Annotated in this window: 22 protein-coding genes; 19 read left to right on the top strand and 3 right to left on the bottom strand. The window is 68.8% G+C overall.

What is annotated here, in order from left to right; all coding sequences use genetic code 11:
* Nucleotides 1-24: 24 nt before the first annotated feature.
* Nucleotides 25-762 (top strand): cupin domain-containing protein, encoded by a 738-nt coding sequence (locus AC07V5_RS28315; protein ID WP_495118951.1) that lies wholly within the window; start codon nucleotides 25-27, stop codon nucleotides 760-762.
* A gap of 12 nt (nucleotides 763-774) precedes the next feature.
* Here the strand turns inward: AC07V5_RS28315 and AC07V5_RS28310 are convergent, their stop codons facing one another.
* Nucleotides 775-2,097 (bottom strand): peptide MFS transporter, encoded by a 1,323-nt coding sequence (locus AC07V5_RS28310; protein WP_495118950.1) that lies wholly within the window; start codon nucleotides 2,095-2,097, stop codon nucleotides 775-777.
* A 101-nt stretch (nucleotides 2,098-2,198) separates the two neighbouring features.
* Between AC07V5_RS28310 and AC07V5_RS28305 the strand changes: the two genes are divergently transcribed.
* From AC07V5_RS28305 to AC07V5_RS28295, 3 genes are all read left to right on the top strand, one after another.
* Complete coding sequence (locus AC07V5_RS28305) at nucleotides 2,199-3,350, top strand: NAD(P)/FAD-dependent oxidoreductase (protein WP_495118949.1); 1,152 nt, start codon at nucleotides 2,199-2,201, stop codon at nucleotides 3,348-3,350.
* Between the two features lie 35 nt (nucleotides 3,351-3,385).
* A complete protein-coding gene (locus AC07V5_RS28300; RefSeq protein WP_495118948.1) occupies nucleotides 3,386-4,411 on the top strand; it encodes a dipeptide epimerase in 1,026 nt (341 codons plus the stop codon).
* Nucleotides 4,412-4,792: 381 nt separating this feature from the next.
* Nucleotides 4,793-5,491 (top strand): TetR/AcrR family transcriptional regulator, encoded by a 699-nt coding sequence (locus tag AC07V5_RS28295; protein WP_495118947.1) that lies wholly within the window; start codon nucleotides 4,793-4,795, stop codon nucleotides 5,489-5,491.
* Nucleotides 5,492-5,540: 49 nt separating this feature from the next.
* Here AC07V5_RS28295 and AC07V5_RS28290 read toward each other — a convergent pair whose 3' ends face one another.
* A complete protein-coding gene (locus AC07V5_RS28290) occupies nucleotides 5,541-6,743 on the bottom strand; it encodes an MFS transporter (RefSeq protein WP_495118946.1) in 1,203 nt (400 codons plus the stop codon).
* Nucleotides 6,744-7,169: 426 nt separating this feature from the next.
* On the opposite strand from AC07V5_RS28290, the gene AC07V5_RS28285 reads away from it, so the two are divergent.
* From AC07V5_RS28285 to AC07V5_RS28215, 15 genes are all read left to right on the top strand, one after another.
* Nucleotides 7,170-8,471, top strand: a complete 1,302-nt coding sequence (locus AC07V5_RS28285; protein ID WP_495118945.1) for a serine hydrolase domain-containing protein — start codon at nucleotides 7,170-7,172, stop codon at nucleotides 8,469-8,471.
* On the top strand, nucleotides 8,468-8,923 hold the full coding sequence (locus AC07V5_RS28280; protein ID WP_495118944.1) for a DUF3237 domain-containing protein: 456 nt from the start codon (nucleotides 8,468-8,470) through the stop codon (nucleotides 8,921-8,923). Before AC07V5_RS28285 ends, AC07V5_RS28280 begins: the two co-directional genes overlap by 4 nt.
* An 11-nt stretch (nucleotides 8,924-8,934) precedes the next feature.
* Nucleotides 8,935-9,426: a DUF3237 domain-containing protein gene (locus AC07V5_RS28275; RefSeq protein ID WP_495118943.1), complete on the top strand. Its 492-nt coding sequence runs from the start codon at nucleotides 8,935-8,937 to the stop codon at nucleotides 9,424-9,426.
* 13 nt (nucleotides 9,427-9,439) lie between these two features.
* Nucleotides 9,440-10,246 carry a helix-turn-helix domain-containing protein gene (locus AC07V5_RS28270; protein WP_495118942.1) on the top strand — a complete coding sequence of 269 codons (807 nt, stop codon included), beginning with the start codon at nucleotides 9,440-9,442 and terminating at the stop codon, nucleotides 10,244-10,246.
* Nucleotides 10,247-10,401: 155 nt separating this feature from the next.
* Complete coding sequence (locus AC07V5_RS28265; RefSeq protein WP_495118941.1) at nucleotides 10,402-12,786, top strand: TonB-dependent receptor; 2,385 nt, start codon at nucleotides 10,402-10,404, stop codon at nucleotides 12,784-12,786.
* 6 nt (nucleotides 12,787-12,792) lie between these two features.
* Nucleotides 12,793-14,382, top strand: a complete 1,590-nt coding sequence (locus tag AC07V5_RS28260; protein WP_495118940.1) for a carboxylesterase/lipase family protein — start codon at nucleotides 12,793-12,795, stop codon at nucleotides 14,380-14,382.
* A 16-nt stretch (nucleotides 14,383-14,398) separates the two neighbouring features.
* Nucleotides 14,399-15,691 carry an NAD(P)/FAD-dependent oxidoreductase gene (locus tag AC07V5_RS28255; RefSeq protein WP_495118939.1) on the top strand — a complete coding sequence of 431 codons (1,293 nt, stop codon included), beginning with the start codon at nucleotides 14,399-14,401 and terminating at the stop codon, nucleotides 15,689-15,691.
* 8 nt (nucleotides 15,692-15,699) lie between these two features.
* The gene (locus AC07V5_RS28250; RefSeq protein ID WP_495118938.1) at nucleotides 15,700-17,073 is read left to right on the top strand and encodes a glutamine synthetase family protein; all 1,374 of its coding nucleotides are present in this window, start codon (nucleotides 15,700-15,702) and stop codon (nucleotides 17,071-17,073) included.
* Entirely contained in the window at nucleotides 17,073-17,414 is a 342-nt protein-coding gene (locus AC07V5_RS28245; RefSeq protein WP_495118937.1) for a cupin domain-containing protein, read from the top strand. The genes AC07V5_RS28250 and AC07V5_RS28245 overlap by 1 nt, the downstream gene beginning before the upstream one ends.
* A 6-nt stretch (nucleotides 17,415-17,420) precedes the next feature.
* Entirely contained in the window at nucleotides 17,421-18,671 is a 1,251-nt protein-coding gene (gene gabT / locus AC07V5_RS28240) for a 4-aminobutyrate--2-oxoglutarate transaminase (protein WP_495118936.1), read from the top strand.
* Entirely contained in the window at nucleotides 18,671-20,146 is a 1,476-nt protein-coding gene (locus AC07V5_RS28235; protein ID WP_495119346.1) for an NAD-dependent succinate-semialdehyde dehydrogenase, read from the top strand. Before gabT ends, AC07V5_RS28235 begins: the two co-directional genes overlap by 1 nt.
* A complete protein-coding gene (locus AC07V5_RS28230) occupies nucleotides 20,143-20,931 on the top strand; it encodes a gamma-glutamyl-gamma-aminobutyrate hydrolase family protein (protein ID WP_495118935.1) in 789 nt (262 codons plus the stop codon). Before AC07V5_RS28235 ends, AC07V5_RS28230 begins: the two co-directional genes overlap by 4 nt.
* A 58-nt stretch (nucleotides 20,932-20,989) precedes the next feature.
* Nucleotides 20,990-22,354, top strand: a complete 1,365-nt coding sequence (locus AC07V5_RS28225) for a glutamine synthetase family protein (RefSeq protein ID WP_495118934.1) — start codon at nucleotides 20,990-20,992, stop codon at nucleotides 22,352-22,354.
* A 10-nt stretch (nucleotides 22,355-22,364) separates the two neighbouring features.
* Entirely contained in the window at nucleotides 22,365-23,855 is a 1,491-nt protein-coding gene (locus AC07V5_RS28220) for an aldehyde dehydrogenase (RefSeq protein ID WP_495118933.1), read from the top strand.
* A gap of 5 nt (nucleotides 23,856-23,860) precedes the next feature.
* Nucleotides 23,861-25,156, top strand: a complete 1,296-nt coding sequence (locus AC07V5_RS28215) for an NAD(P)/FAD-dependent oxidoreductase (RefSeq protein WP_495118932.1) — start codon at nucleotides 23,861-23,863, stop codon at nucleotides 25,154-25,156.
* Here the strand turns inward: AC07V5_RS28215 and AC07V5_RS28210 are convergent.
* Nucleotides 25,153-26,046, bottom strand: coding sequence for a helix-turn-helix domain-containing protein (locus tag AC07V5_RS28210; protein WP_495118931.1), 894 nt, complete (start codon nucleotides 26,044-26,046; stop codon nucleotides 25,153-25,155). The two genes, AC07V5_RS28215 and AC07V5_RS28210, sit on opposite strands and share 4 nt — an antisense overlap.
* Between the last annotated feature and the right edge of the window lie 34 nt (nucleotides 26,047-26,080).

The following is a 26,080-nucleotide window of genomic DNA, read 5'->3' as shown; positions in this document are numbered from 1 at the left end:
GAAAAATCAGTAGCCCCGTCGATCATGGCCAATCTCACCACCTCCCCCGGCGACCACATCCGCAGCGTGCGCAAGCGCCTGGGCCTGACGCTGAGCGACGTGAGCTCGCGCACCGGCCTGGCGGTGTCCACGCTGTCCAAGCTGGAGAAGGGCAACGTCTCGCTGTCCTATGACAAGCTGTCGCTGCTGAGCAAGGGGCTGGGCGTGGACATGGCCGAACTGCTGGCCGAAGCGCCAGGCCGCAATGCCGCACCCGAAACCGGCGGAAGCGGCCGGCGCGTGGTGCAGCGCGCCGGCGAGGGCCAGGCCGTGGCCACGCAGAGCTACCACCAGATCTACCTGGCCACGGAGCTGCTCAACAAGCGCTTCACCCCGCTGATCGCCGAGATGCATGCGCGCACGCTGGACGAGTTCAAGGCCGAATTCGGCGACCTGATCCGCCACCCCGGCGAAGAGTTCGCCTACGTGCTGGAAGGCGAGATCGCCTTCCACTCGGAGCATTACGCACCCGTCGTGCTGCGTGCGGGCGACTCCATCTTCTTCGACAGCGGCATGGGCCACGCCTACCTCAAGGCCGCCGACGGGCCCTGCCGCCTCGTCGCCGCCTGCGCACCGCGCAACGGCCAGGTCGAGACGGTCACGCAGCCCTTCCTCGAGGCGTCTCAGCGCATGAGCGCACCCGAGGCGGCACCGGCCCCGGTGCCCGCCAAGGCGGCGGCCAAGCGCGCCCCCGCGAAGGCCGCCCGCGCGCCCAGGCGCTGACGGCCGCCTGAGTCAGCGCGCCGGCTCGACGCGACTCAACAGCGGCGCCAGCGCCAGCAGGGCCACTGCCGCCGCTGCCGCCAGCGCAGCCAGCAGCGCGAAGAAGCCTGCGGGCCCCAGCCACACCCAGGCACGGCCCACCACGCCCGACAGCAGGTTGCCGCCAAAGGCCGCCAGGAACCAGGCCGCGATCACCGTCGCACCCATGCCCACGGGCGCCAGCCGCGCGAACAGCCCCAGGCCGACCGGCAGGATGTACAGCTCGGCCCCCGTGTAGACGACAAAGAAGAGCAGCAGCCACAGGCCGCTCACGCGCTGCTCGCCAGCAGTGGCCGCCACGCCCGCCAGCAGCAGGTAGGACACGGCCACGCCCGCCGCACCGAGCGCCATCTTCGCCAGCGGCGCACGGTCGCGCCCCTGTGCCGCCGCGCGCCGCCAGGCACGCACCAGCAGCGGCGTGAACATGAAGACGAAGAGCGGGTTGAGCGACTGCACCCACGTCACCGGCACGAGGAACCCGAGAACCCGCAGGTCCACGCGGGTGTCGACCCAGACCGCCAGCGTGTTGCCGCTCTGCGCATAGGCACTGCGGAACACGATGACCGCCAGCGCCACGAGCAGCAGCGGCGTGAAGGCCGAGATACCCGGTGCGGCGCCGGCCACCGGCGCGGGCGCAGGCGCCGCGGATGGCTTGTCCGCAGGCAGGTACTGCTGCCCGGCCAGGTAGATGACCAGGCCCAGGCACATGCCGACGCCCGCCGCGCCGAAGCCCCAGTGCCAGCCGTAGACCTCACCCAGCGTGCCGCAAACCAGCGGCGCCAGCAGGCCGCCGAGGTTCACGCCCACGTAGTAGACGTTGTAGGCGCCGCCGCGGCGCGGGTCGTCCTTGGGGTAGAGGTCGCCCACCTGGCTCGGCAGGTTGGGCAGGAACAGGCCGTTGCCCAGCGCGATCAGCACGAGCCCGGGGTAGAACAGCGACTCCCAGGCCAGCGCGAAATGCCCCAGCGCCATCAGGCTGCCGCCGATGACGATGGCGCGCCGCCGGCCCAGCCAGCGATCCGCCAGGTAGCCGCCCACGATGGGCGTCAGGTAGACGCCGCCCGTGTAGAGCCCGTAGATGAGCGACGCGTCGGCCTGGCCGAACTGCAGCTGCTTGGTCATGTAGTAGATCAACAGTGCGCTCATGCCATAGAAGGAAAAGCGCTCCCACATCTCGGTCAGGAACAGGAAGGTCAGCCCGCGCGGCTGGCCGAACCATGCAGACGGCACGCCAGACGAAAGGCTGGGCGAAGCCGGCGAGATTGGCGAGATCGGCGAATTGGGCAGAGGGTTCACAGACGCTCCAGGAAGGCTGGGGATGAAAGGACTGCTGTTGCTAGATCAATGTCCTAATGGTACATTTTTTCCGTTATGGAAAACTTGTTGAAAATTCAATCGTGACGATCATTCGCAATGTCGACTGCGTCGTCATCGGCGGCGGCATCGCCGGCGCCTCCATGGCAGCGTCACTGGCGCCGGGAATGGAGGTCGTCGTGCTCGAGGCGGAAGCCCATGCCGGCTATCACTCCACGGGCCGCTCGGCCGCCCTGTACTCGGCCCTGTACGGCAACGCCACCATCCGGGCGCTCACGCGCGCCAGCCGGGCCTTCTTCGATGCGCCGCCCCCGGGCTTCGTGGCACACCCATTGCTGCGCCCGCGTGAGTGCCTGTTCCTCATCGGCCCCGGGCAGCAAACCCTCGGCGACGCCTTCCGCGCCGACCCGGACGTGCTGCACGAGACCCGGCTTCTCGACATCGAAGCGACCCTCGCCCGCGTGCCCATCCTCGAGCGCCAGCAAGTCGCAGGCGCTTTGCTGGACGCCGGGTCGGCAGACATCGACGTCGACGCCCTGCACCAGGGCTTCCTGCGCGCGGCCCAGGCCGCCGGGGTTCGGCTGCAACTGGACACGCCGCTGCGCGGGCTGGAGCGCGAGGGCAGCAACTGGCTGGCACACACGAGCAACGGCAGCCTTCGCACGCCGTTGCTGGTCAACGCCGCCGGCGCCTGGGCCGATGCCGTGGCCCGGCTGGCCGGCATTGCGCCTGTGCCCTTGCAGCCGATGCGCCGCACGGCCGCGCTGATCGACGTGCCCGGCGGCCTCGACGCCAGCGGCTGGCCCGCCGTCATCACCATCGACGAGAGCCACTACTTCAAGCCCGACGCCGGCCTGCTGCTGATCTCGCCGGCCGACGAGACGCTCAGCCCGCCCTGCGACGCCCAGCCCGAGGAGTTGGACGTGGCGATCGCAGTGGACCGCTTCGAAACCTTGACCGGCCAGGCCGTTCGCCGCGTGCGCCACCGCTGGGCAGGCCTGCGCGTGTTCAGCCCCGACCGCAGCCCGGTGGTGGGCTTCGACCCCACCGCGCCAGGCTTCTTCTGGTGCGCGGGCCAGGGTGGCTACGGCATCCAGACCGCCCCGGCCCTCGGCCGCGCCGCGGCCAGCCTCGCCATGGGCAAGCCGCTGCCCGACGACGTGGCCGCGCTGGGCCTGCGGGCCCAGGACCTGGCGCCTCGCCGCTTCGCGGTCGACCTCGGCTGCGCGGCCTGAGGGCGGCGCGTCACGCCACCTCACGGAGAACACCCTTGCCCCTGCATCCTTCGATGTCGCTCGGCCTGCGCCTGGGCGCCCTGCAACTGAGCGAGCCGTTCCACATCTCGGGCTACACCTTCACCGAGGTGCCGGTGCTCAACGTCACCCTGAGCGCCGAGGGTCGGGTTGGCCGGGGCGAGAGCGCCGGCGTGTACTACATGCACGACCGCCCTGCCCACATGCTCGCCACGCTGGAGAACGTGCGCCCGCAGATCGAGGCCGGGCTGTCGCGCCAGGACTTGCGCGAGTTGCTACCGCCCGGCGGTGCCCGCAACGCCGTGGACTGCGCGCTGTGGGAACTCGATGCCCTGCGCGCCGGTTGCGCGGTGTGGCAGCTCGCTGGCATGGCTGCGCCGCGGCCGCGGATGTCCACGATGACGCTGGGCGCCGACACCCCTGAGCGCATGGCGGCCGGCGCGGTCGGTTACAGCAGCGCCAAGGCGCTCAAGCTCAAGCTGACCGGCGAAACTCTGCTGGACATCGCCCGCGTGCAAGCCGTGCGCGCGGCGCGGCCGGACGTGTGGATGAGCGTGGACGCCAACCAGGGCTACGCCCCGGCCAGCATCGAGCGGCTGCTGCCGGTGCTGGTGGACGCCGACGTCAGGCTGCTGGAGCAGCCCTTCGCACGCGGCCGCGAGGCCGACATGCAGGTCATCGATTTCCCGCTGGAAACGGCGGCCGACGAAAGCTGCCTGAACCTGGACGAGTTCGAAGACATCCGCGGACTCTTCGACGTCGTCAACATCAAGCTGGACAAATGCGGCGGCCTGACCGAGGGCTTGATGATGGCCTCGCGTGCGCGCCAGCTCGGCATGAAGGTCATGGTGGGCAACATGGCCGGCACGGGCATCGCGATGGCGCCAGCCTTCGTGCTCGGCCAGCTCTGCGACGTCGTCGATCTCGACGGCCCGGTTTTCATTCGCAACGACTGCCATCCCAGCGTCAGCTACCCGAACGGTGACATCCACTGCCCGCCTGAAGTCTGGGGCGGCATGGCCGCTGCGGTGGCTGCCCGCTGAGATCCAGAACGCCGGCACTCCCAGTGCGGCGTGCACTCCGACGTTCCGGGTGATCCGCTTGCGCTCCAGATGATCGTCAATCGCCCTGGCGAGGGCCTTTGCATCCGAGGGTTGCAAAGTACTGCTCAGCGCCGCCTTCAATGCGACACTAAGTTCATATTTAGTCAAAGCAAGATGGGCAGACCGATGAGCAAAATTCCGGGTGAATCGAATGCGTCAGCGGCAAATCCTCCGGGTGATGAGGTTGCCAATATGCGATCTATTGTTCGCACTAACACAAATGCCGACGAAGCCACTCAGCAGGCCGGGCCATCCGCCGCCACCGAGCCCGCCCGGGTGCCCACCGACGGCCCGGCCACAGCCCTTGGATACGATGCCGGCATGCCCACCAAGAAGAAGCCGGCGCCCGAGCCGGCAGCCCCCGCCGACGAGCCGGCCCTGACACCGCGCCAACGCAAAGGCGTGTCCGTGCGGCGCATTCCGCAGCAGGCACGCAGCCAGCAGACGGTGCAGGCGGTGCTGCGCGCGGCCAATGACGAAATCCGCCGGGCCGGGCTGGATTCACTGTCCACCAAGCGCATCGCCGTGGCCGCGGGGCTGTCGGTGGGCTCGCTGTACGGCTACTTTCCGAACAAGGAATCCATCATTGCGGCGCTGCTGGAGGCCTGGCTGACCCGGGTCTTCGATGCCGTCGACTCCGTGCATCCGCGCCACGGCGGCAACCGCGATTTCTTCACCTACCTGAACGAGCAGATGGAGCGCGCCCGCGTCGTCTACGAAGACCAGCCCGGCATCGGCGCCCTCTTCGGCATGGTGATGTCCATGCCGGCGCTGCACCAGATGGTCTTTCGCCACGGCGAGCGCGTCGGCGAGTCGATGGAGTCGGCGCTGAAGTTCTACGCACCGCAAGCCAACAGCGAAGACGTGCGCTCCGTGGCGCGCACCATTCCGCTGATGTGCCACCACCTGATGGCCTCGGCCCAGATGGAGCCCGGCGTGGACCACGAGCGCATGGCCGCGGACATCCGCGTGTGCCTGGTGGCACTGGCCACGCGGCTGCTGGTGCCCCGCGCGGCCTGAGCGCGCAAACGAAAAGGCCCGCCGAAGCGGGCCCACGGAGCGCGTGGCTTCAGGCCACCGAGCGCTTCAGATCTGCCGGCAGCTGCGGCGCACTCGGTGCGGTGACGAAGTAGCGCTGCACGAACAGCAGCACGGCCGACAGCGCGATGCAACCCGCCGCCACGATGAACGCCATTCGCGGCGACGCCGCCTCGGCCACGATGCCGCCCATGAAGGAGCCGGTGGAATAGCCCAGGCCCAGGATGGCCGGCGTCAGCGCGGCGTGGCGGCCGACCGGGTCGAACACCGGCAACAGCGTCGGCACCAGCACGCCGGTCAGCGTCCAGCAGCCCACAAACGCCATCGTCGCCACCGCGAAGCTGGTGGGCGTCAGCGGCATCGCCAGGCCTGCTGCACCTAACGCGGACACCGCCACGACGAAGCGGCTCCAGCCGAACAAGCTGTGCCGCGCCATCGCCTTGACGAGGAAGCAGGCGCCCAGCGACGCGAAGTTGGCAATCGCCAGGATCTTGCCGATGTATTCCTTGTCCAGCCCCTGGCTCTCGGCCAGCGTGGCCAGGAAGGTCCAGATCACGCCCACGCCGGTGTAGCAGGTGTACAGCGTCAGCAGCGTCAGGTAGACGCCCGCCTTGTTGACCTTGCCGTCACGGAAGGCCGCGGGGATGGTCTCGCCACGCTTGAACAAAAACATCGCCGGCAGGCAGACGATGCCCACCGCGGCGATGAAGAAGAACGCGCCGCTGGCCAGCCATTGCCCGCCGATGGTGGGCAGGATGACGGCCATCAGCGCCATCGCGTACAGGTTCTGGCACACCACCAGGAAGCCGATGTTGCGCTGGGGCTCGCGGCTGTAGGCCAGGAAGCCGATGGCCGAGCCGCTGACGACGCCATTGCCCAGGCCGGCGATCAAGCCACCGGCGATGGACACCGGCATGCCCAGCCCGAGGCCGATGACCGCGTTGCCGCACATCATGGCCAGCATGCCCAGGCCCAGGATTCGCCGCATCGGCCAGCCGCGGATGCCCTTGGCCACGGCCAGCGCACCCAGCGTGTTGCCGGCCGTGTCCGCCGTCACGACGAAGCCCACCTGCGACGGCGTGAAGCCCCACTGCTGCGCCATGAACGCCACCAGCAGCGGCGTGCACAGGAAGAAGGTGAATGCCACGCAGCCCAGCATCACCATGGCGGCGGTGAAGAGCGAGGACTGTGGCCGGCCCAACGGGCCTTGGTTGGGGAGAACAGCGGAAGACATGGAGGGCAATCCTGTGGCGATGAAGGCTGGCTAAGAGCTGGCTGATCAGGCGGATGACTGCACGGCTGCAGATGCAGCGAGCAGCACACGCCCGTCACTGCAATCCATTTAATATGAACTTTGGTTCATATACAAGTCTGTGTTTTCCCTGCTTCGTCGAGGGCGGCCGATTTGCGCCATCCAGCCTGCCGGCTTTGCGCCGTGGCGGCGCGCGCCGCACCTCGATGGGACGGCAATTGCTCCATTGGCGATGAATACTGCACGAACTCCCCGCGGCGGCGGACGGCTCGTGTTTTCAGATCACGAAGGCGCACACACTTATCCGCGAAAACCCTGACATCAAGATGCGAACTGATGTTCATAAAATGCGAACAACAGTTCACATTGGATCGCGAGCCTGCGGTCCTCACCGAAAGCCTTCGCACCATGTCCCACCCGCCCGTCGACATCCCCGCGCTGATCCGCGCCAGCTATGAGCGCGTGCGCGCAGAGCCGCCCACGAGCTGGCGTGAACAGGGGCTGATGAACGGCTTCCCGCCAGCGCCCGCCGCGCAGGTCACGCGCCGCAACTTCATGCGGCCGCCCTTCCACCGCTGGGGCTTCCAGCACATCAGCCGCCTGCTGCCCACCATCGACGTGCCGGCCGCGGGCCAGCCGCGCGAGCTGCCGCGGCAAGAGGACGCGAGCCTGGCTGCCCTGCGCTTTCGCAGCGTGGGTGGGCCTGAGGTCTCGCTGGCGGAGCACCTGGTTGCGAGCGATGCCGACGGGTTCCTGGTGCTGCAGCACGGGCGTATCCTCTTCGAGCACTACGCGAACGAGCACACGCCGCAGACGCGCCACATCATGTTCTCGGTCACCAAGTCGCTGATCGGCACACTGGCGCAGTGGATGGTCCATGAGGGCCGGCTGGACGAGACGCTGCTCGCGCAGGACATCGTCGAGGAGCTGCGCGGCAGCGCCTTCGGCGACGCCACCGTCGGCCAGCTGATGGACATGGCCGTGGGCCTGCACTACACCGAGGACTACGAGGACCCGCGCTCCGAGAGCTCGCAGTTCGGCATGGCCTGCGGCCTGACGCCCCCGTATGCCGACGACCTGGGCGAGCCGCCCGCCGAGTACGCCGGCCTGGACAGCCTCTACAACTTCCTGCCACGGTTGCGCAAGAAGGGCGAGCACGGCGGCTTCTTCGACTACGTGACCGCCGTGACCGAGGTGCTGGCCTGGGTCATGGAGCGCGCCACCGGCGTGGCCGCGCACGAGTTGCTGGCGCAGGTGTGGGGGCGCCTGGGCTGCGAGCGCGACGGCTATTTCATCGCCGACTCACTCGGCCGGGGCGTGGCCGGCGCCGGCTTCAGCGCCACGCTGCGCGACATGGGCCGCTTCGGCCAGATGCTGCTGGACCGCGGCCGCGTGGATGGCGAGCAGGTCATCCCCGCCGCCGTCATCGACACGCTGCTGGCCGGCAGCGATCCCGAGATCTTTGCGCGCAACCCCGAGTTCGCGCCCATCGGCCGGCTCTCGTACAAGAGCCAGTGGTACGTGTTCAACGGCGAGGCGCTGCTGGCCATCGGCATCCACGGCCAGACGCTGTACATGAACTTCGACACCGGCCTGGTGGTGGTGAAGCAGTCGTCGCCGCCGCACGCCGTGGCCGCGATCAACATCGACACGCTGGAGATGATCAAAGCGCTGAACCAGCAGCTCGCACCGGCCCGGGAAGCTGCATGACCACCGCCGCTGCATCGCTGAACAGCCGTTGGGTCATGCGCCTGGATGTGCAGTGCGCGCCGCTGCAGGCCATCGGCCAGACGGACGACGGCCTGCGCGAGAACTACCCCATCCTCGGCGGGACCTTCATCGGCCTGGACCTGGGCGGCGAAGTGCTGCCGGGCGTGGACCGCTTCCTGCGCCGCGCCGATGGCGTGGGCGTGCTGGATGCCCGCTACGCGCTGCGCACCCATGACGGTGTGCTCATCAATATCCACAACCGCGGCTTGCTGTGGGCCGCTCCCGGCCCGGACGGCGCCCCGAGCGAGGAAGGCCCCTTCCGCTGCCACTGCGTGCCCGTGTTCGAAGCCCCGCAGGGCCGCTATGCCTGGCTGAACCAGACGGTGTTCGCGGGCCGTGTCGACTACCCCGCGCTGGGCCAAGTGCGCATCGATCTGTTCCGCTTCGACTGAGAGAGAAACGCATGTCCGAAGCAAATAACTTGTCGCGCACCATCGAGCCGCTGGCCAATGCCTGGGTCATGCGCCTGGACGTCGTCTGCGGCGATGAAGTCGTCGTGGGCGACTTCCCCGAAGGCCGGCGCCTGAACTACCCCATCGTCAGCGGCCGCTTCGAGGGCTCGACGCTGCGGGGCGAGGTCATCCCCGGCGGCGCCGACTGGTATCTGGAGCGCCGCGACGGCGTGGGCCAGCCGGACGCACGCTACTGCCTGCGCACCGACGACGGCACCGTCATCCAGGTCAGCAACCGCGCGCTGCTGCGCTACGCGCCCGGCATCAACGAGCGCGACCTGCCGGCCTGGCCGCCCGCCCCCGAGCTCTACCGCTGCCTGTGCACGCCCGTCTTCCAGGCACCGGCCGGGCGCTATGCCTGGCTGAACGAATCGGTCTTCGTCGGCGAGATCCGCTACGAAAGCGAAGACGGCGTGACGCTCGACATCTACCGCCTGGTCTGAAGCGAGCATCACCATGGGTGCCCGGCTCATCACGACGACTGCTGAAGCCGCCGCCTATGTCGGCGACGACTGGCTGCTCTACGTCGATGCATCTGGCAGCTATTCGCACTCCGAGATGGCTGCGCCCTGCCTGCTGCTGGCCCAGCCCGGCAGCGAGCTGCATGTGCAGGGTGACGCCGCCGCCGCGCCGCTGTGTGCGTCCGCCATGCTGCACGCGGCGGGCAGCAGCAGTTGCAGCACCGAGCAACACATCGGCGCCGCCTTCCTCTACTTCGACCCTTTGAGCCCGGCGGGCCGGGCTCTGACCCAGCTCTGCCAGGCCCGCGCGCTGCAGGCTTGGGGCCCACCCGCCCTGCCCGGCTGGGAACCCGACTGGTTCCAGGCCCTGTGCCATGGCGGCGCCGACCGCGGCGCCGTGCTCGCCTGGGTCGCCCGCCTGCGCGCCGCGTTGATGGCACAAGCTCCCGAGCCCGACGTCGACTGGCGTCTGCGCACGGCCGCCACGCTGCTGCGCGAAGACCTGGCCGGCCGCCTCAGCGTGGCCCAGCTCGCCGAGCGCGTGCGCTGGTCGCCCGAACACCTGCGCAAGGCCTTCCGCGAGGCCGCGGGCATGAGCCTGTCGCGCTACCAGATGTGGTCGCGACTGCACCGCCTGATCGACGCCAACCGCATCGGCGTGCACGACGCCGAGGACTCGCTGCTGGAGGCCGGCTTCTACGACGCGCCCCACGGCAGCCGTGCGGTGCGCCGCTACTTCGGCCAGACGGCCAGCGCCACGCTGCAGCCCGGCATCCGCCGCGCTGATTGCCACGGCGCCTGAAAGCCAGCCATGACGGGGCCACGCAGAAATCCCCCGTTTCATACAAGCGTCGCGAGAGCCCTCTGGCTAACCTCAAATCCAGCCGCTTCCCACCTTCAAGCAGTACGGACGGCGAGGCAGTCGCGAATCACAACATCAATCATTCGAGAGGTTCCATGAATCCTTCCGTCTCTTCTTCCGCCTCCCTGGCACGCCCCTCCGTCGTCGCCATGGCCGCGGCCCTGCTGTGCTGCACCCCGGCTGCCTGGGCCCAGACCGCTGCGGCGGAACCAGCCAAGGACGACGGCGAAACCGTCGGCCTGTCGCGCGTCGTCGTCACCGCGCAAAAGCGCCCGCAGTTCGCCGAGCAGGTGCCCATGAGCCTCAGCGCCATCGGCCTGGACCAGCTCAACAAACAAGGCGTCAGCGGTATCCAGGACCTGAGCCGCCTGAGCCCGGGCCTGAGCGCCACGCCGTCCACCACGCCCTTCGGTACGCCCAACATCGCCATCCGCGGCATCGCCTCCAACGCCGGTGCAGCCACCACCGCCGTCTACGTCGACGACGCCGCCATCCAGATCCGCAACCTCAGCGTGCTGACCGGTGGCACCGCCTACCCGCAGGTCTTCGACCTGGACCGCGTGGAAGTGCTGCGCGGCCCGCAGGGCACGCTGTTCGGCTCCAGCGCCGAAGGCGGCGCCATCCGCTTCATCACGCCCACGCCGCGCTTCGACAAGTTCAGCGGCGAGGCCAAGGCCGGCATCGCCGCCACGCAGGGTGGCGACATGTCCTACCAGGCCGGCGTGGCCGCGGGCGGCCCCATCAACAGCAGCGTCGCCTTCCGCGCCAGCATCTGGCACAAGCAGGAAGGCGGCTACATGAACCACGTCACCCGCACCACCGGCGCGGTAAACGACGAGGACAGCAACCAGAGCGAGGCCACCGTCGCCCGCGCCGCGCTGCTGATCAAGCCGACCGCCGAGCTGACCATCGCGCCGTCCATCTACATGCAGCGCACCCATGAGAAGGACCGCAACATCTATTACGAGGATGCCGGCCACTTCAACACCTACAACAAGCTGCGCCAGCCCACCAAGGACCGCTTCAGCCTGTCGGCCCTGTCGGTCACGTACGAGACCGAGGACCTGACCTTCAAGTCCGTCACGTCCTACTACGACCGCAAGCAGGACCGCCTCGACGACCTCAGCTACGTCATCCCCGCCAGCGTCACCGGCGACCCGCGCAGCATGACCGGTGGCCCGGTCGAAGTGCTGCCCGGCTTCCCCGACTACGTGCTGCGCAGCACCCAGGCCACCAACCAGCGCAATGCCGCGCAAGAGTTCCGCGTGTCGTCCAACGAGTCGGCGGACAGCAAGTTCAACTGGGTCGCCGGCGTCTACCTGTCGCGTGCCCACCAGACCATGAGCCAGCGCATCATCGGCAGCCTGGATCCCATCACGCTGACGGCCTTCGGCGCACCGGCCATCTTCATCTTCGGCATGCCCAATGCCGGCCCCAACGGCGAGTACCCCTACACCGAGGACGACACGCTGAGGGACCGCAGCAAGGCCGTCTTCGGCGAGGTCAACATCAAGGTCCAGCCCAAGACCACGCTGACCCTGGGCCTGCGCGTCGGCCGCAACGAGTTCGAGTTCCAGACGCTGGAAAACGGCCCCTTCGCCGGCGGTGACATCAACTTCAACGGCAAGCAAAAAGGCAAGAGCAACCTGCCCAAGCTCGCCATCAGCCATGAGCTGGCCGACGCCTCGCTGCTGTATGCCAGCGCCGCCAAGGGCGATCGCGTCGGCGGCGCCAACCCGTCCTACGCCACCGTGCCGCAATGCGGCCCGAGCCTCGCGGCGCTGGGTGTGGCCGACGTGCCGCGCACCTACCAGGGCGACTCGCTGTGGAGCTATGAGATCGGCTACAAGAGCCGCCTGCTCGACCAGCGCATGGAAGTGGCTGGCTCCCTCTACTACGTCGACTGGAGCAACATCCAGACGAGCTCCATCCTGCCCAGCTGCCTGTTCGGTTTCACGGCCAACGCCGGCCATGCACGCAGCGTCGGCGGCGACCTGCAACTGCAGCTGCGCGCCACCCGCCAGCTGCTGCTGTCGGCCACGCTGGCCTACACCGACGCCAAGTACACCGAGACCATCTACGGCAACGGCAGCAATGTGGGCACCGGCGTCACGTTGTCGCAAAAGGGCCAGTCTCTGCCCATCCCCGGCTTCAACGTGACGCTGGGAGCCGAGTATTCGTGGGCGACGGCCGAGGGCTGGCGCGCTTATGTGCGCGGCGACTACCAATACGGCAGCAGCTACAAGCGAACCGGCCCGGCCGGCAACCTTGACTACCGCCCAGGCCTGTACGAAGCGCCGGCGACGCAATACGTGTCGCTGAACAGCGGCCTGCGCATGGGCGCCGTCGACCTCTCGCTGTACGTGAACAACCTGTTCAACACGCGCACCACGCTGCTGCGCACCGCGGACACCCCCGCACTCCAGGCCGCCACCTTCCGCCCGCGCACCGTCGGCTTCAACGCGGCCTACAAGTTCTAAGTTCCCATGTCGTCCCCCTCCAGCGCCGCGCGCCAGCTGCGGCTGATCGAACACGTCCTGAAAAGCGCACAACCGCGCCCCGAGGCGGCCATTTCCACCGGCCTGCTGCGCGGCGTGCATGACCAGGGCACCCTGTCCTTCCGCGCCATTCCCTACGCGCTGCCCCCGGTTGGCCCACGGCGCTTTCGCGTCGCCCAACCGGCCGCGGCCTGGGATGGCGTGCGTGAGGCCCAGGACTTCGGCCCGGCCTGCCCGCAGCTGGCCGGCACTGACGTCACCGAGAACGGCAACAACGTCATCCACGAGGACTGCCTGACGCTCAACGTCTGGACGCCCGCGCTGGACGGTAGGCGCCGCCCGGTGATGGTGTGGCTGCACGGCGGTGCGCTGATCGAGGGCAGCGCCCGCAACGCCTGGTACAACGGCGCGGCGCTGGCGGCAGGGGGCGATGTCGTCGTCATCACGGTGCAGTACCGGCTGGGCGCTTTCGGCTTCCTGTATCTGGCCGAAGTGGGCGGGCCCGACTTTGCCGAGAGCGGCAACCTGGGCCTGCTGGACCAGGTCGAGGCGCTGCGCTGGGTGAGGCAGAACGCCGCGACCTTTGGCGGCGACCCCGACAACGTGACCGTCTTCGGCGAGTCCGCCGGCGGCGCCAGCGTGGCCATGCTGATGGGCATGCCGGCCGCGCAGGGGCTGTTCCACAAGGCCATCGTGCAGAGTATGTCGCCACAGCTGGGCCGCAGCTCGGCACGCGCGGCGGAAGCAACACGGGCCTTCATGGAACTGGCCGATGCCCAGACCGTGATGGAGCTGCAGTCCCTGCGCACGGCCGACCTGCTGGCCCTGCAGCAGCGCCTGTTCGACTCCGGCGTGGCCGACAACGCCTTCTGGCCCACGGTCGACGGTGTCGTGCTCCAGCAGCACGCCATCGACCGCCTGCGCGACGGCAGGGGCAGCACCGTGCCCGTACTGATCGGCACGACGCTGGACGAGATCCGCTTCTGGACCGAGATCGAGGACGTGGCCCTGCTGCGCAAGCCGGCTGAGTCGCTGGCCGCGCAACTGAGAGACGTTGCAGGTGAGCGCAGCGACGACATCGAAGCCGTCTACGGCTTCAACGATGACGGCCGCATCCAGCTCGCCGGCGACATCGTCTTCCGCCTGCCCTCCATCCGCCTGGCCGAGCACCTGTGCAAGACCCAGCCGGTGTGGATGTATCTCTTCAACTACCGCTCCACCTCCGAGGTCGCGCCCTACCAGTCGGCCCACGCGATGGAGCTGCCTTTTTTGTTCGGCGCGCTGGAAGACCCCAGCGCCCTCGCCTTCACCGGCCGCTGCGAGGGCCGCGAGCTGCTGGCCCAGCGCATGCAGCAGGCCTGGACGGCGTTCGCCCATGGTGGCGCGCCCAGCGCGGCCGACCTGCCCGACTGGCCGCGCTACGACACGGCCCACCGCGCCACGATGGAACTGGGCCTCTCACCGCGCGTGCAGAACGACCCGCTGGCCGCCCAGCGCATGGCCTGGGGCGACATGCCCTTCGACGCTTCGGCGCCGGATGAGCACGCCATCGGCGAACTCCTCTTTTCACCGAACTGAATGCGCAGCGTGCGCCATGAACTTCCTCCAGTCTGACCTCGAGCTGAGCCGGCACTCCTACTACGCCGCGACGACACAGCGCCCCGCCCCGCAGCCCCCGCTGCAGGAGCGCGTGCAGTGCGACGTGGCGGTGGTGGGTGGGGGCCTGGCCGGCCTGTGCGCGGCGCTGAACCTGGCCGAGCAAGGCTTGCAGGTCGTGCTGCTGGAGGCCAAGGAAGTCAGCTGGGGCGCCAGCGGCCGCAACGGCGGCCAACTCATCCACGGCCTGGCCTGCGACGTGGCCGAGATCGAATCCCAACTTGGCCTGGACGACGCGCGCCGCGTGTGGGACATGAGCATCGAGGCGCTGGACCTGGTGCGAGAGCGCTGCCGCCAGCACCACATCGACTGCGACCTGCAGGACGGCTTCATCGGCGTGGCCACCAACCCGCGCAAGGGTCGCGCGCAGTCGCAGTGGGCCGACCGCATTGAGCGCCTCTACGGCTACGAGATGCCGCGCATCGCCCCGCAGGACATGCGCCGCTGGGTCAACAGCCCACGCTACGACAGCGGCATCTACGACCCGCGCTCCGGCCATCTGCACCCGCTGAAGTACGCCCTCGGCCTGGCCCGCGCGGCGCGGCAGGCGGGGGTGCGCATCCACGAGCACAGCCCCGTCACGCGCATCGAGCGCGGCGCCACCGTCACGCTGCACACGGCCCAAGGCCAGGTCAGCGCGCGGCAGGCCCTGCTGGCCGGCAACGTCTATCTGCAGGGCGTGGCGCCGCAACTCGAGCCGCGCATCATGCCCGTGGGCACCTACATCATCACCAGCGCACCCATGGGCGAGGCGCGCGCCAACGCGTTGATCCCCAGCCGCGCGGCGGTGTGCGACACCAACTTCGTGCTGGACTATCTGCGCCTGACGGCCGACCACCGCATGCTCTTCGGCGGCGAGGTCAGCTACAGCACGCGCACGCCCGCCGACCTGGCCGAAACCATGCGCCGCCGCATGGTCATGACCTTCCCGCAGCTGGGCGACCTGCCGGTCGAGTACGCCTGGGGCGGCTTCGTCGACATCACGATGAACCGCGCACCTGACTTCGGCCGCCTGGACAGCAACCTGTACTACCTGCAGGGCTTCTCGGGCCACGGCCTGGCGCTGACCGGCCTGGCCGGCCGCATCGTGGCCCAGGCCATGGCCGGCGACGCGGGCCGCTTCGACCTCTTCTCACGACTGCGCCACCGGCGCTTTCCCGGCGGGCGCCTGCTGCGCACGCCGGCCCTGGTACTGGGCATGGCCTGGTACCGACTGCTGGATCTGCTTTGAGCCTCACCATGAACAAGACCGAACGAGAACTGCTGACCTTCGCCAACCTCGAGCAGTGGCTGGACCGGCACGGCGTGACCGAGCTGGAATGCCTGGCGCCCGACCTCACCGGCGTGGCCCGCGGCAAGATCCTGCCGCGCGCCAAGTTCACCGAGGACCGCGGCATGAAGCTGCCCGAGGCCATCGTGGCCATGGGCGTGACGGGCAACTTCCCTGAAGACGGCCCGTACTACGACGTCATCTCGGCCAACGACCGGGACATGCACCTCACGCCCGACCTCAGCACCGTGCACATCGTGCCCTGGGCCACCGACCCCACCGCGCAGGTGCTGCACGACTGCTACGGCGCCGACGGCCAGCTCGTGCCCTTCGCACCGCGCTCGGTGCTGCGCCGTGTCTGCAACCTGTTCGCGGCCGAGGGCTGGGTGCCGGTGGTGGCGCCCGAGCTGGAGTTCTATTTGGTGGAGCGCAACGTCGACCCCGACATGCCGCTCAAGCCGCCGGTCGGCCGCAGCGGCCGCGCCGAAACCTCGCGCCAGGCCTACTCCATCGATGCGGTCAACGAGTTCGACCCGCTGTTCGAGGACATCTACGCCTACTGCGAAAAGATGGAACTCAACGTCGACACCCTGATCCACGAGATCGGTGCCGGCCAGATGGAGATCAACTTCTTCCACGGCGAGCCGCTGCGGCTGGCCGACGAGACCTTCTTCTTCAAGCGCCTGGTGCGCGAGGCCGCCCTGCGCCACGGCATGTACGCCACCTTCATGGCCAAGCCCATCGCCGGCGAGCCCGGCAGCGCCATGCATGTGCACCAGAGCCTGGTCAGCGCCAAGGACGGCAACAACCTCTTCAGCAAGCCCGACGGCAGCGCCAGCGACGAGTTCTATTGGTATATCGGCGGCCTGCAGAAGTACCTGCCTGCGGCGATGGTCTTGTTCGCGCCGTATGTGAACAGCTACCGCCGCCTCGCAGCCAAGTTCGGCGCGCCGGTCAACCTGCAATGGGGGACCGACAACCGCACCGTGGGCATCCGCTCGCCCATCGCCTCGCCGCAGAACCGCCGCATCGAGAACCGCGTCATCGGCGCCGACGCCAACCCCTATGTGGCCCTGGCCGCAACGCTGGCCTGCGGCTACCTCGGCATCAAGCAGCGCATCGCCCCCACGGCCGAGTGCACCGGCGATGCCTACCTGGGCAAGCACGAGCTGCCGCAAAGCCTGGGCGAAGCCGTCGAACTGCTGCGCCAGTCGCCCGACCTCGCCGAGATCCTCGGCCCCGAGTTCGTGACCGTCTACACCGAGATCAAGGACATCGAGTACGCCGAGTACATGAAGGTGATTTCGCCTTGGGAGCGCGAGCACTTGTTGCTCCACGTGTGATGCACCGCTTAACCAACACCGTCGAGCCGCGCAGCTACCACCTGCCGGCCGAGAAGCTCATCACCGGCAACCCGCTGCAGACGCTGTGGCTGCACTACGTCGACGCCACCGGCAACTTCAGCGCTGGCCACTGGCACAGCGAAGTCGGCGCCTGGCGCGTGGCCTACACCGAGGAGGAGTTCTGCCAGATCCTCGAAGGCGTCAGCGTGTTGACCGATGCCAACGGCAACGCCCACACGCTGCGCGCCGGCGACCGCTTCGTCATCCCGCGCGGCTTTGTCGGCAGCTGGGAAGTGGTGCAGCCCACCCGCAAGTTATTCGTGGCCCACGAGAGCCCTTGAAACATCATGCAGTCCAACCAACAAATTGACCAACGCCGCCGCGCCGCCGCCCCGCGCGGCGTAGGCGTGATGTGCGACTTCTACGCCGCGCGTGCCGAGAACGCCACGCTGTGGGACGTCGAAGGCCGCGAGTTCACCGACTTCGCCGGCGGCATCGCCGTGCTCAACACTGGCCACCGCCATCCACGTGTCGTGCGCGCCATCGAAGAACAGTTGCAGCGCTTCGCGCACACGGCCTATCAGATCGTGCCGTACGAGAGCGCCGTCGCGCTGGCCGAGCGCATCAACGCCGTCGCGCCCATCGACGGCGAGAAGAAGACCGCCTTCTTCACGACCGGCGCCGAGGCCGTCGAGAACGCCATCAAGATCGCCCGCTGTGCCACCGGCCGCAGCGGCGTCATCGCCTTCGGCGGGGCTTTTCACGGCCGCACGCTGATGGGCCTGGCGCTGACCGGCAAGACCGTGCCCTACAAGGTCGGCTTCGGGCCCTTCCCCGGCGATGTCTATCACCTGCCCTTCCCCAGCGAGCGCCGCGGCGTCACGGTGGCAGACAGCCTGGCGGCGCTGAAGCAGCTCTTCGCGTGCGACATCGAGGCCAAGCGTGTGGCAGCCATCATCATCGAGCCGGTGCAGGGCGAAGGCGGCTTCAATGTCGCGCCGCCGGCACTGATGTCGGGCCTGCGCCGCGTCTGCGACGAGCACGGCATCCTGCTGATTGCCGACGAGATCCAGACCGGCTTCGGCCGCACCGGTGAGCTGTTCGCGATGCAGCACTATGCGGTGCGGCCCGACCTCATCACGATGGCCAAGAGCCTCGCGGGCGGCATGCCGCTGTCGGCCGTCTGCGGCCGCGCCCACCTGATGGACGCTCCTGCGCCCGGCGGCCTGGGCGGCACCTACGCCGCCAACCCGCTGGCCGTGGCCTCGGCCCATGCGGTGCTGGACGTGCTGCAGGAAGAAGACCTCTGCCACCGCGCCCAGGCGCTGGGCGAAAAGCTGACGGCGTTTCTGCATGCACAGGCCTGTGCCTCGATCACCGAGGTGCGCGGCGTCGGTTCCATGATTGCTGCCGAGTTCACCACCGCCGACGTCGCCAAGCGTGTGCAGCAGGCGGCCCTCAAGCGCGGCCTGCTGCTGCTGACCTGTGGCGTGGACGGCAACGTCATCCGCTTCCTCTACCCGCTGACCATTCCCGACGCGCAGTTCGACGCTGCGCTGGCCGCGCTCGCCGCAGCCCTCACCGAGGAGGCTGTGTGATCAACCCCACCCTGCTGCAGCGGCTGAACGACGGCGCGCTGCTGAAGACCTCCGCCCTGGTGAACGGCCTGTGGCCGACGCCGCAGCAGCACTTCGCCGTGCTGGACCCGGCCAGCGGCGAATGCCTGGCCGACGTGGCCAACTGCGATGTCGATCAGGCCCGCCAGGCCATCGCCGCGGCCGAACGCGCGCTGCCGGCCTGGCGCGCCAAGCCGGCCAAGGAGCGCGCCGCCGTGCTGCGCCAATGGTTCGAGCTGATCAACACGCATGCCAGCGACCTGGCCACGCTGATCACCGCCGAGCAGGGCAAGCCCTGGGCCGAAGCCTGGGGCGAGGTGCTCTACGGCGCCAGCTTCATCGAATGGTTCGCCGAGGAGGCGCGGCGCGCTTGCGGCGAGATCATCCCCAGCAGCGACGCCAAGAAGCGCCTGCTGACGATGCGCCAGCCCATCGGCGTCTGCGCCGCCATCACGCCGTGGAACTTCCCCATCGCGATGATCACGCGCAAGGTCGGCCCGGCCCTGGCCGCCGGCTGCACCGTCGTCGTCAAGCCGGCCGAGCAGACGCCGCTGTCGGCCCTGGCCCTGGCCGAACTGGCCCAGCGCGCTGGCGTGCCGGCCGGCGTGCTGAATGTGCTGACGGCCGACGGCGAGCGCTCCATCGCCATCGGCCAGGCCCTGTGCGACAGCCCCACCGTGCGCCACCTGTCCTTCACCGGTTCCACCGAAGTGGGCCGCATCCTGATGCGCCAGTGCGCACCGACGATCAAGAAGCTATCGCTGGAGTTGGGTGGCAACGCGCCCTTCATCGTCTTCGACGATGCCGACCTGGAGAGCGCCGTTGAGGGTGCTCTGCTCAGCAAGTTCCGCAACGCCGGCCAGACCTGCGTCTGCGCGAATCGCTTCTATGTGCAGGACGGCATCTACGACCGCTTCGTCGAGCGGCTGGCGGCGCGCGTGAAACACGACCTGCGACCCGGCAGCGGCTTTGACCCGCAGTCCACACAAGGCCCGCTGATCGACGCCGATGCACTGGCCAAGGTCGAATCCCATGTGGCCGATGCGCTGTCTCACGGCGCTCGCCTGGTGACCGGCGGCGAGCGCGTCGACGAACGCTTCTACGCCCCCACGGTGCTGGCCAACGCGACGGCCGCGATGCGCTGCTCGCGCGAGGAAACCTTCGGGCCCATCGCGCCGGTGTTCCGCTTCCACACCGAGGCTGAGGCCATCGCAGCCGCCAACGCCACCGAGTTCGGCCTGGCGAGCTACCTCTACACCCGCGACATCGGCCGCCTGATGCGCGTGGGCGAGGCGCTGGAGTACGGCATGGTGGGCATCAACACCGGCCTCATCTCGACGGCGGAAGCGCCGTTCGGCGGCATCAAGCAATCGGGCATGGGGCGGGAAGGTGGCCGCGAAGGGCTCGACGACTACCTAGAGACCAAATACCTCTGCCTGGGCGACATCCTGAAATGAACTCGCCAACGACACCCATCGCCGTGGCTCTACCACGCAACGCACCGCGTGTGCTGCTGCCGGCCTGCAATCGCATGTACGGCGAGCACCCCTTTCACATGGTCGGCCGCAAATACGTCGAGGCGGTGCGCCTCGCGGGCGCCTATCCGCTGGTCGTGCCCGCCGCGCACCCGGACGAACTCGAAGCCTGGCTGGACCTGGCCGACGGCGTGTTGCTGACCGGCTCGGCCTCCAACGTGCACCCCTCGCACTTCAGCGCCGAGGTGCATGACGAGACCCTGCCGCTGGACCCGCTGCGCGACGCCTGGACGCTGCCGCTGATCCGCCTCGCCTTGGCCCGCGGCCTGCCGCTGCTGGCGATCTGCCGCGGTTTCCAGGAAACCAATGTGGCCCTCGGCGGCAGCCTGCACCAGGCCGTGCACGAGCAGCAAGGCCTGGCCGACCACCGCGCCGACGACGACGCGCCGGTGGGCGTGCAGTACGGCCCGTCGCATGCCGTGCATCTGGAACCCGGCGGCCTGCTCGCCCGACTGCTGGGCGATGAACTGATCGTCAACAGCATCCATGGCCAGGGCATTGACCGCCTGGCCCCCGGCCTTCGCGTCGAAGCACGCGCGCCGGATGGCCTTGTCGAGGCCGCATCCGTGGGCAGCGGCTTTGCGCTCTGCCTGCAATGGCATCCCGAGTGGCAGGCGGCCGACAACGCCGCGTCACTCGCCATCCTGAAGGCCTTCGGTGCGGCCTGCCAGGACTGGCGCGACCTGCACCGGCCACCGGATCTCTGAGCTGCTTGCTTCACCTCACGGCCGCCGGCCGTGGGCCACCCACGCTCAAACAATCCCCATGCCTTCCCAACCCCACGACTTCAACACCCTGAGCCACTGGCTGCGCGAGCAACGCGTCGGCGAAGTGGAATGCCTGGTGCCCGACCTCACCGGTCTGGCCCGCGGCAAGATCCTGCCGCGCGAACGCTTTGCTGCCGACAAGGGCATGCGCCTGCCCGAGGTCGCCATCGCGATGAGCGTCACCGGCGAGGCGCCGAGCACCGAGCGCTACACCGAGGTCATCGCCTCGACCGACCACGACATGGAGCTGCGTGCCGACCCGGCCACGGCCCGCCTCGTGCCCTGGGCGCAGGACCCGACGGTGCAGGTCATCCACGACTGCTACGACCGCCACGGCCAGCTCGTGCCCTTTGCGCCTCGCTCTGTGCTCAAGCGCGTCTGCGCCCTGTATGCCGAACGAGGCTGGGCCCCGGTGGTGGCGCCCGAGCTGGAGTTCTATCTGGTGGCGCGCAACACCGACGCTGACCTGCCGCTCAAGCCGCCGGTCGGCCGCAGCGGCCGCGCCGAGACCTCGCGCCAGGCCTACTCCATCGATGCGGTGAACGAGTTCGATCCGCTGTTCGAGGACATCTACGCCTATTGCGAAAAGATGGGGCTCAACGTCGACACCTTGATCCACGAGATCGGTGCTGGCCAGATGGAGATCAACTTCTTCCACGGCGAGCCGCTGGGGCTGGCGGACGAAGTCTTCCTGTTCAAGCGCCTGGTGCGCGAGGCCGCCCTGCGCCACGGCATGTATGCCACCTTCATGGCCAAGCCGATTGCCGGCGAGCCCGGCAGCGCCATGCATGTGCACCAGAGCATCGTGCGCACGGAAGACGGCAGCAACCTGTTCAGCAATGCCGACGGCAGCGCCAGCGACGAGTTCTACTGGTTCATCGGCGGCCTGCAGCGCTATCTGCCGGCGTCGCTCGCGCTGCTGGCGCCTTACGTCAACAGCTACCGTCGCCTCGCCCGCTTCACGGCGGCGCCGATCAACACGCAATGGGGCATCGACAACCGCACGGTCGGCCTGCGCTCGCCGCTGTCGCCGCCCGCCGCACGCCGCATCGAGAACCGCGTCATCGGCGCCGACGTGAACCCCTACATCGCGTTGGCCACGACCATGGCCTGCGGCTACCTCGGCATCACGCAAAAGCTCAAGCCCACCGAGGAATGCGTCGGGGACGCCTACCTGAGCGAGTACGGCCTGCCGCGCAGCCTGGGCGAAGCGCTGGACCTACTGAAGGGCGAGAAGGCGCTGGCCGAGGTGCTGGGCCAAGGCTTTGTCGACGTCTACGCCGAGGTCAAGGCCATCGAGCACGCCGAGTTCATGCAGGTGATCTCGCCGTGGGAGCGAGAGCACCTGCTGCTTCACGTCTGAGGCCTCCAACATGACTGACACCATTGACTGGCACGCCCGTGCTACCGCGCTGCGCTTTGACGGCCGCGCGCTCATCGACGGCAAGCGCCGCGACAGCGTCAGCGGCGAGAGCTTCGCCAAGCATTCCCCCATCGACAACCGCCTGCTCGGCGACGTGGCCCGTGGCCGTGCCGACGACATCGACCTCGCCGTGGCCGCCGCACGCCGCGCCTTCGACGACGGCCGCTGGCGCAACCAGCCGCCGCGCGAGCGCAAGCGCGTGCTGCAGCGCTGGGCCGAGCTGCTGCTGGCCCACAAGGAAGAACTTGCGCTGCTGGAGACGCTGGACATGGGCAAGCCCATCGGCCACAGCCTGGCGGTCGACGTGCCCTCCACCGCCAACTGCATCGCCTGGTATGGCGAGGCGGTCGACAAGATCTACGACGAGATCGCACCCACGGCCGCCAACGCATTGGCACTGGTGACTCGCGAGCCCATGGGCGTCATCGCTGCCATCGTGCCCTGGAACTACCCGCTCATCATGGCGGCGTGGAAGCTGGGGCCGGCGCTCGCCGCAGGCAACAGCGTCGTGCTCAAGCCCAGCGAGAAGTCGCCCTACACCGCCTTGCGCCTGGCCGATCTCGCGCTGAAGGCCGGCCTGCCACCGGGCGTGCTCAACGTCGTGCCGGGCTACGGCCACGAGGCTGGCGAGGCGCTGGCCCTGCACATGGACGTGGATGCCATCGGCTTCACCGGCTCCACCCGCATTGGCCGGCGCATGCTGGCCGCGTCCGCCGAGTCCAACCTGAAGCGCGTCTACAACGAGCTGGGCGGCAAGTCGGCCTATCTGGTGTTTGCCGATGCCGAGCTGGAGCGCGCCGCGCGCACCGCCGCCGGCAGCGTGTACTTCAACCAGGGCGAGTCCTGCAATGCGCCGACGCGCGTGCTGGTGCATCGCTCGCGGGTGGAGGAGTGCGTGGCGCTGCTGTGCGACGAGGCGCGGCGCCACATTCCCGGCGACCCGCTCGCCGAGACGACGGCCATGGGCGCGATGGTCGACGAGACGCAGATGCGCTCGGTGCTGAGCTATGTGCAGGCCGGCCAGGACGAAGGCGCGGCACTGGCCTTCGGCGGCCGGCAGACGCGCACCGAGAGCGGCGGCTTCTTTGTCGAGCCGACCGTGTTCCGTTCGGTCAACAACGGCATGCGCATCGCGCGCGAAGAGATCTTCGGCCCGATCCTGAGCGTCATCGCCTTCGACACCGAAGCCGAAGCGATTGCCATCGCCAACGACAGCCCCTACGGCCTGCAAGCCAGCGTCTGGACCGGTGGCCTGGACCGTGCCCACCGCGTGTCGCGCGCACTGCGTGCCGGCACCGTCCACGTCAACCAGTACGACGACGACGACATCACCGTTCCCTTCGGCGGCTTCAAGCAAAGCGGCAACGGGCGCGACAAATCCCTGCACGCCTTCGACAAATACACCGAGCTGAAGACCACCTGGCTGCGCATCGCCGGCTGAAGATCATGCAGACAACGACCCAACCCACGGGCGGCCACGCGCCGTCCTTCTATGCGGCCAGCGGCCTGCCGCAGCCGCCGCGCCCCAGGCTGCAAGGCAGCGTCGAGGCCGACGCCGTCGTCATCGGCGCCGGCTACACGGGCCTCTCCACCGCGCTGCACCTGGCCGAGGCTGGCTACCGCGTCATCGTGCTGGAAGGCCAGCGCGTCGGCTGGGGCGCCTCGGGCCGCAATGGCGGCCAGCTGGTACACAGCTATTCGCGCGACCTGGACGTCATCGAGGCCCGTCACGGCACGGCTGCGGCACGCGCGCTCGGCGCGATGGCCTTCGAGGGCGCAGCCATCATCAAGGAGCGCATCCAGCGCTATGGCATCGACTGCCACTTCCAGCCCGGCGGCATGTTCGCGGCCATCACCGCGCGACAGGTGCGCCAGCTGGAGCATCACAAGGCCTTGTGGGAGCGCTTCGGCCACCGCGAGCTGGAGATGCTGGACGCGCAAGCGAGTGAAGCCGCCGTCGGCACCAACCGCTACCGCGCCACGCTGCTGGACCGCAGCACCGGCCATGTGCACCCGCTGCGGCTGGCGCAAGGCGAGGCGATGGCCTTCGAGTCGCTGGGCGGCGTCATCCATGAAGACTCGGCCGTGGTGCGCATCGATCGCGGCGATCCCGCCGTCGTGCACACGGCCGAGGGCAGCGTCAAGGCGCGCTTCGTCATCGTCGCAGGCAACGCCTACCTCGGCGGCCTGGAGCCCCAGCTCGCGGCGCGCTCCATGCCCTGCGGCACCCAGGTCGTCGCCACCGAGCCGCTGGGCGATCGCTTCCCCGAGATCCTGCCCAGCAATTACTGCGTGGAAGACTGCAACTTCCTGCTCGACTACTTCCGCCTGTCGGCCGACCGCCGGCTGATCTACGGCGGCGGCGTCATCTACGGCGCGCGTGACCCGGCCCATGTCGAATCCATCGTGCGGCCGAAGCTGCTCAAGACCTTCCCGCAGCTCAAGGGCGTGCGCATCGACTACGGCTGGACCGGCAACTTCCTGCTGACGCTGTCGCGCCTGCCCGAGGTGGGACGGCTCGCACCCAACATCTATTACTCGCAAGGCTGCTCGGGCCATGGCGTCACCTTCACCCACCTGATCGGCCGCGTGCTGGCCGAGGCCATCCGCGGCCAGGCCGAGCGCTTCGATGCGTTCGCGACGCTGCCTCACTACCCCTTCCCGGGCGGCCGGCTGCTGCGCGTGCCGCTGACGGCGATGGGGGCGCTTTGGTACGACCTGCGGGACAAGCTGCAGCTCTAGCGCTCCGATCGCCAGGCGCTCGGCGACTGCCCCGTCAGCCGCAGGAAGAAGCGCGTGAAATAGGCCGGGTCGGCAAAGCCGAGGCCATCGGCGATCTGGCGCACCTGCAGCGTCGTGTAGCCGAGCTCGCGCTTGGCCTCCAGCAGCAGGCGCTGATGCAGAACGTCCAGCGCCGAGCAACGCAGATGCTGGCGGCACAGGCGGTTCAGCTGCGTCGTCGTGATGCCCAGCGGCGCAGCCAGGGTGTCAAGGGTCGGGTGGCTGCGGTAATGGCGTTCGACCTGCTCGCGATAGCGCGCCAGGTGCTGCATGGCCCGACCCTCGGGTTCGGCGGCCTCGACGATTTCTGCAACCAGCGGTGGCAGCCGGGCCACCAAGGCCGCAGCCATCAGCACGGCGCCGTCCAGCACCTGGGCACGCCAGGGCGAGGTGCCGGCGTAGTCGTCGCGCAGCGCGCGGGCCATCGCGAGCAGCGTCTGGCCTTGCGGTGATCCGACTTCCAGCGCAGCGGCGCGCGAGGCACTCAGGCCTTCCCACAACCCACGTGAGTTGCCGACCAAGCTCCTGACCCGCGCCTGGTCCAGCGTGATGACGTACCCCTGCGTCTCCGGCGAGAACGCAAAGCCATGCACCACCAGCATCGGCACCCAGACAACGGCCGGTGCCTGCAGCTCCAGCAGCTGCCCGTCGATCTGCACGTGGGCGAGGCCGGACTCGATCAGCAGCAGTTGCACCAGCGTCCCATGCCGGTGCGGCTGGATTTCCCAATTGTGCAATCGGCTGCGGTCGGCGATTGACTCCATGTGCAGACCGTCCAGCGCCGCATCCCGCCCCATCTCGCCATACAGCTCATAGAGCGGTGGCGACGTGATGGGCAGGACCTTTGGCATAGGTTCGAATTGTGCAAGTACACGTTCCTGCCGT

The sequence above is a fragment of the Roseateles sp. GW821-FHT02E12 genome, assembly GCF_059421665.1.
This window is presented reverse-complemented; position numbering and strand designations above follow the sequence as displayed.

Coding starts and splice junctions, on each gene's coding strand:
- AC07V5_RS28295 (WP_495118947.1), top strand. CDS start 4,793: ATGCCCACCAAGAAGAAGCCGGCGCCCGAGCCGGCAGCCCCCGCCGAC.
- AC07V5_RS28270 (WP_495118942.1), top strand. CDS start 9,440: ATGGGTGCCCGGCTCATCACGACGACTGCTGAAGCCGCCGCCTATGTC.
- AC07V5_RS28250 (WP_495118938.1), top strand. CDS start 15,700: ATGAACAAGACCGAACGAGAACTGCTGACCTTCGCCAACCTCGAGCAG.
- AC07V5_RS28230 (WP_495118935.1), top strand. CDS start 20,143: ATGAACTCGCCAACGACACCCATCGCCGTGGCTCTACCACGCAACGCA.
- AC07V5_RS28285 (WP_495118945.1), top strand. CDS start 7,170: ATGTCCCACCCGCCCGTCGACATCCCCGCGCTGATCCGCGCCAGCTAT.
- AC07V5_RS28290 (WP_495118946.1), bottom strand. CDS start 6,743: ATGTCTTCCGCTGTTCTCCCCAACCAAGGCCCGTTGGGCCGGCCACAG.
- AC07V5_RS28245 (WP_495118937.1), top strand. CDS start 17,073: ATGCACCGCTTAACCAACACCGTCGAGCCGCGCAGCTACCACCTGCCG.
- AC07V5_RS28215 (WP_495118932.1), top strand. CDS start 23,861: ATGCAGACAACGACCCAACCCACGGGCGGCCACGCGCCGTCCTTCTAT.
- gabT (WP_495118936.1), top strand. CDS start 17,421: ATGCAGTCCAACCAACAAATTGACCAACGCCGCCGCGCCGCCGCCCCG.
- AC07V5_RS28275 (WP_495118943.1), top strand. CDS start 8,935: ATGTCCGAAGCAAATAACTTGTCGCGCACCATCGAGCCGCTGGCCAAT.
- AC07V5_RS28220 (WP_495118933.1), top strand. CDS start 22,365: ATGACTGACACCATTGACTGGCACGCCCGTGCTACCGCGCTGCGCTTT.
- AC07V5_RS28225 (WP_495118934.1), top strand. CDS start 20,990: ATGCCTTCCCAACCCCACGACTTCAACACCCTGAGCCACTGGCTGCGC.
- AC07V5_RS28280 (WP_495118944.1), top strand. CDS start 8,468: ATGACCACCGCCGCTGCATCGCTGAACAGCCGTTGGGTCATGCGCCTG.
- AC07V5_RS28315 (WP_495118951.1), top strand. CDS start 25: ATGGCCAATCTCACCACCTCCCCCGGCGACCACATCCGCAGCGTGCGC.
- AC07V5_RS28255 (WP_495118939.1), top strand. CDS start 14,399: ATGAACTTCCTCCAGTCTGACCTCGAGCTGAGCCGGCACTCCTACTAC.
- AC07V5_RS28210 (WP_495118931.1), bottom strand. CDS start 26,046: ATGCCAAAGGTCCTGCCCATCACGTCGCCACCGCTCTATGAGCTGTAT.
- AC07V5_RS28265 (WP_495118941.1), top strand. CDS start 10,402: ATGAATCCTTCCGTCTCTTCTTCCGCCTCCCTGGCACGCCCCTCCGTC.
- AC07V5_RS28260 (WP_495118940.1), top strand. CDS start 12,793: ATGTCGTCCCCCTCCAGCGCCGCGCGCCAGCTGCGGCTGATCGAACAC.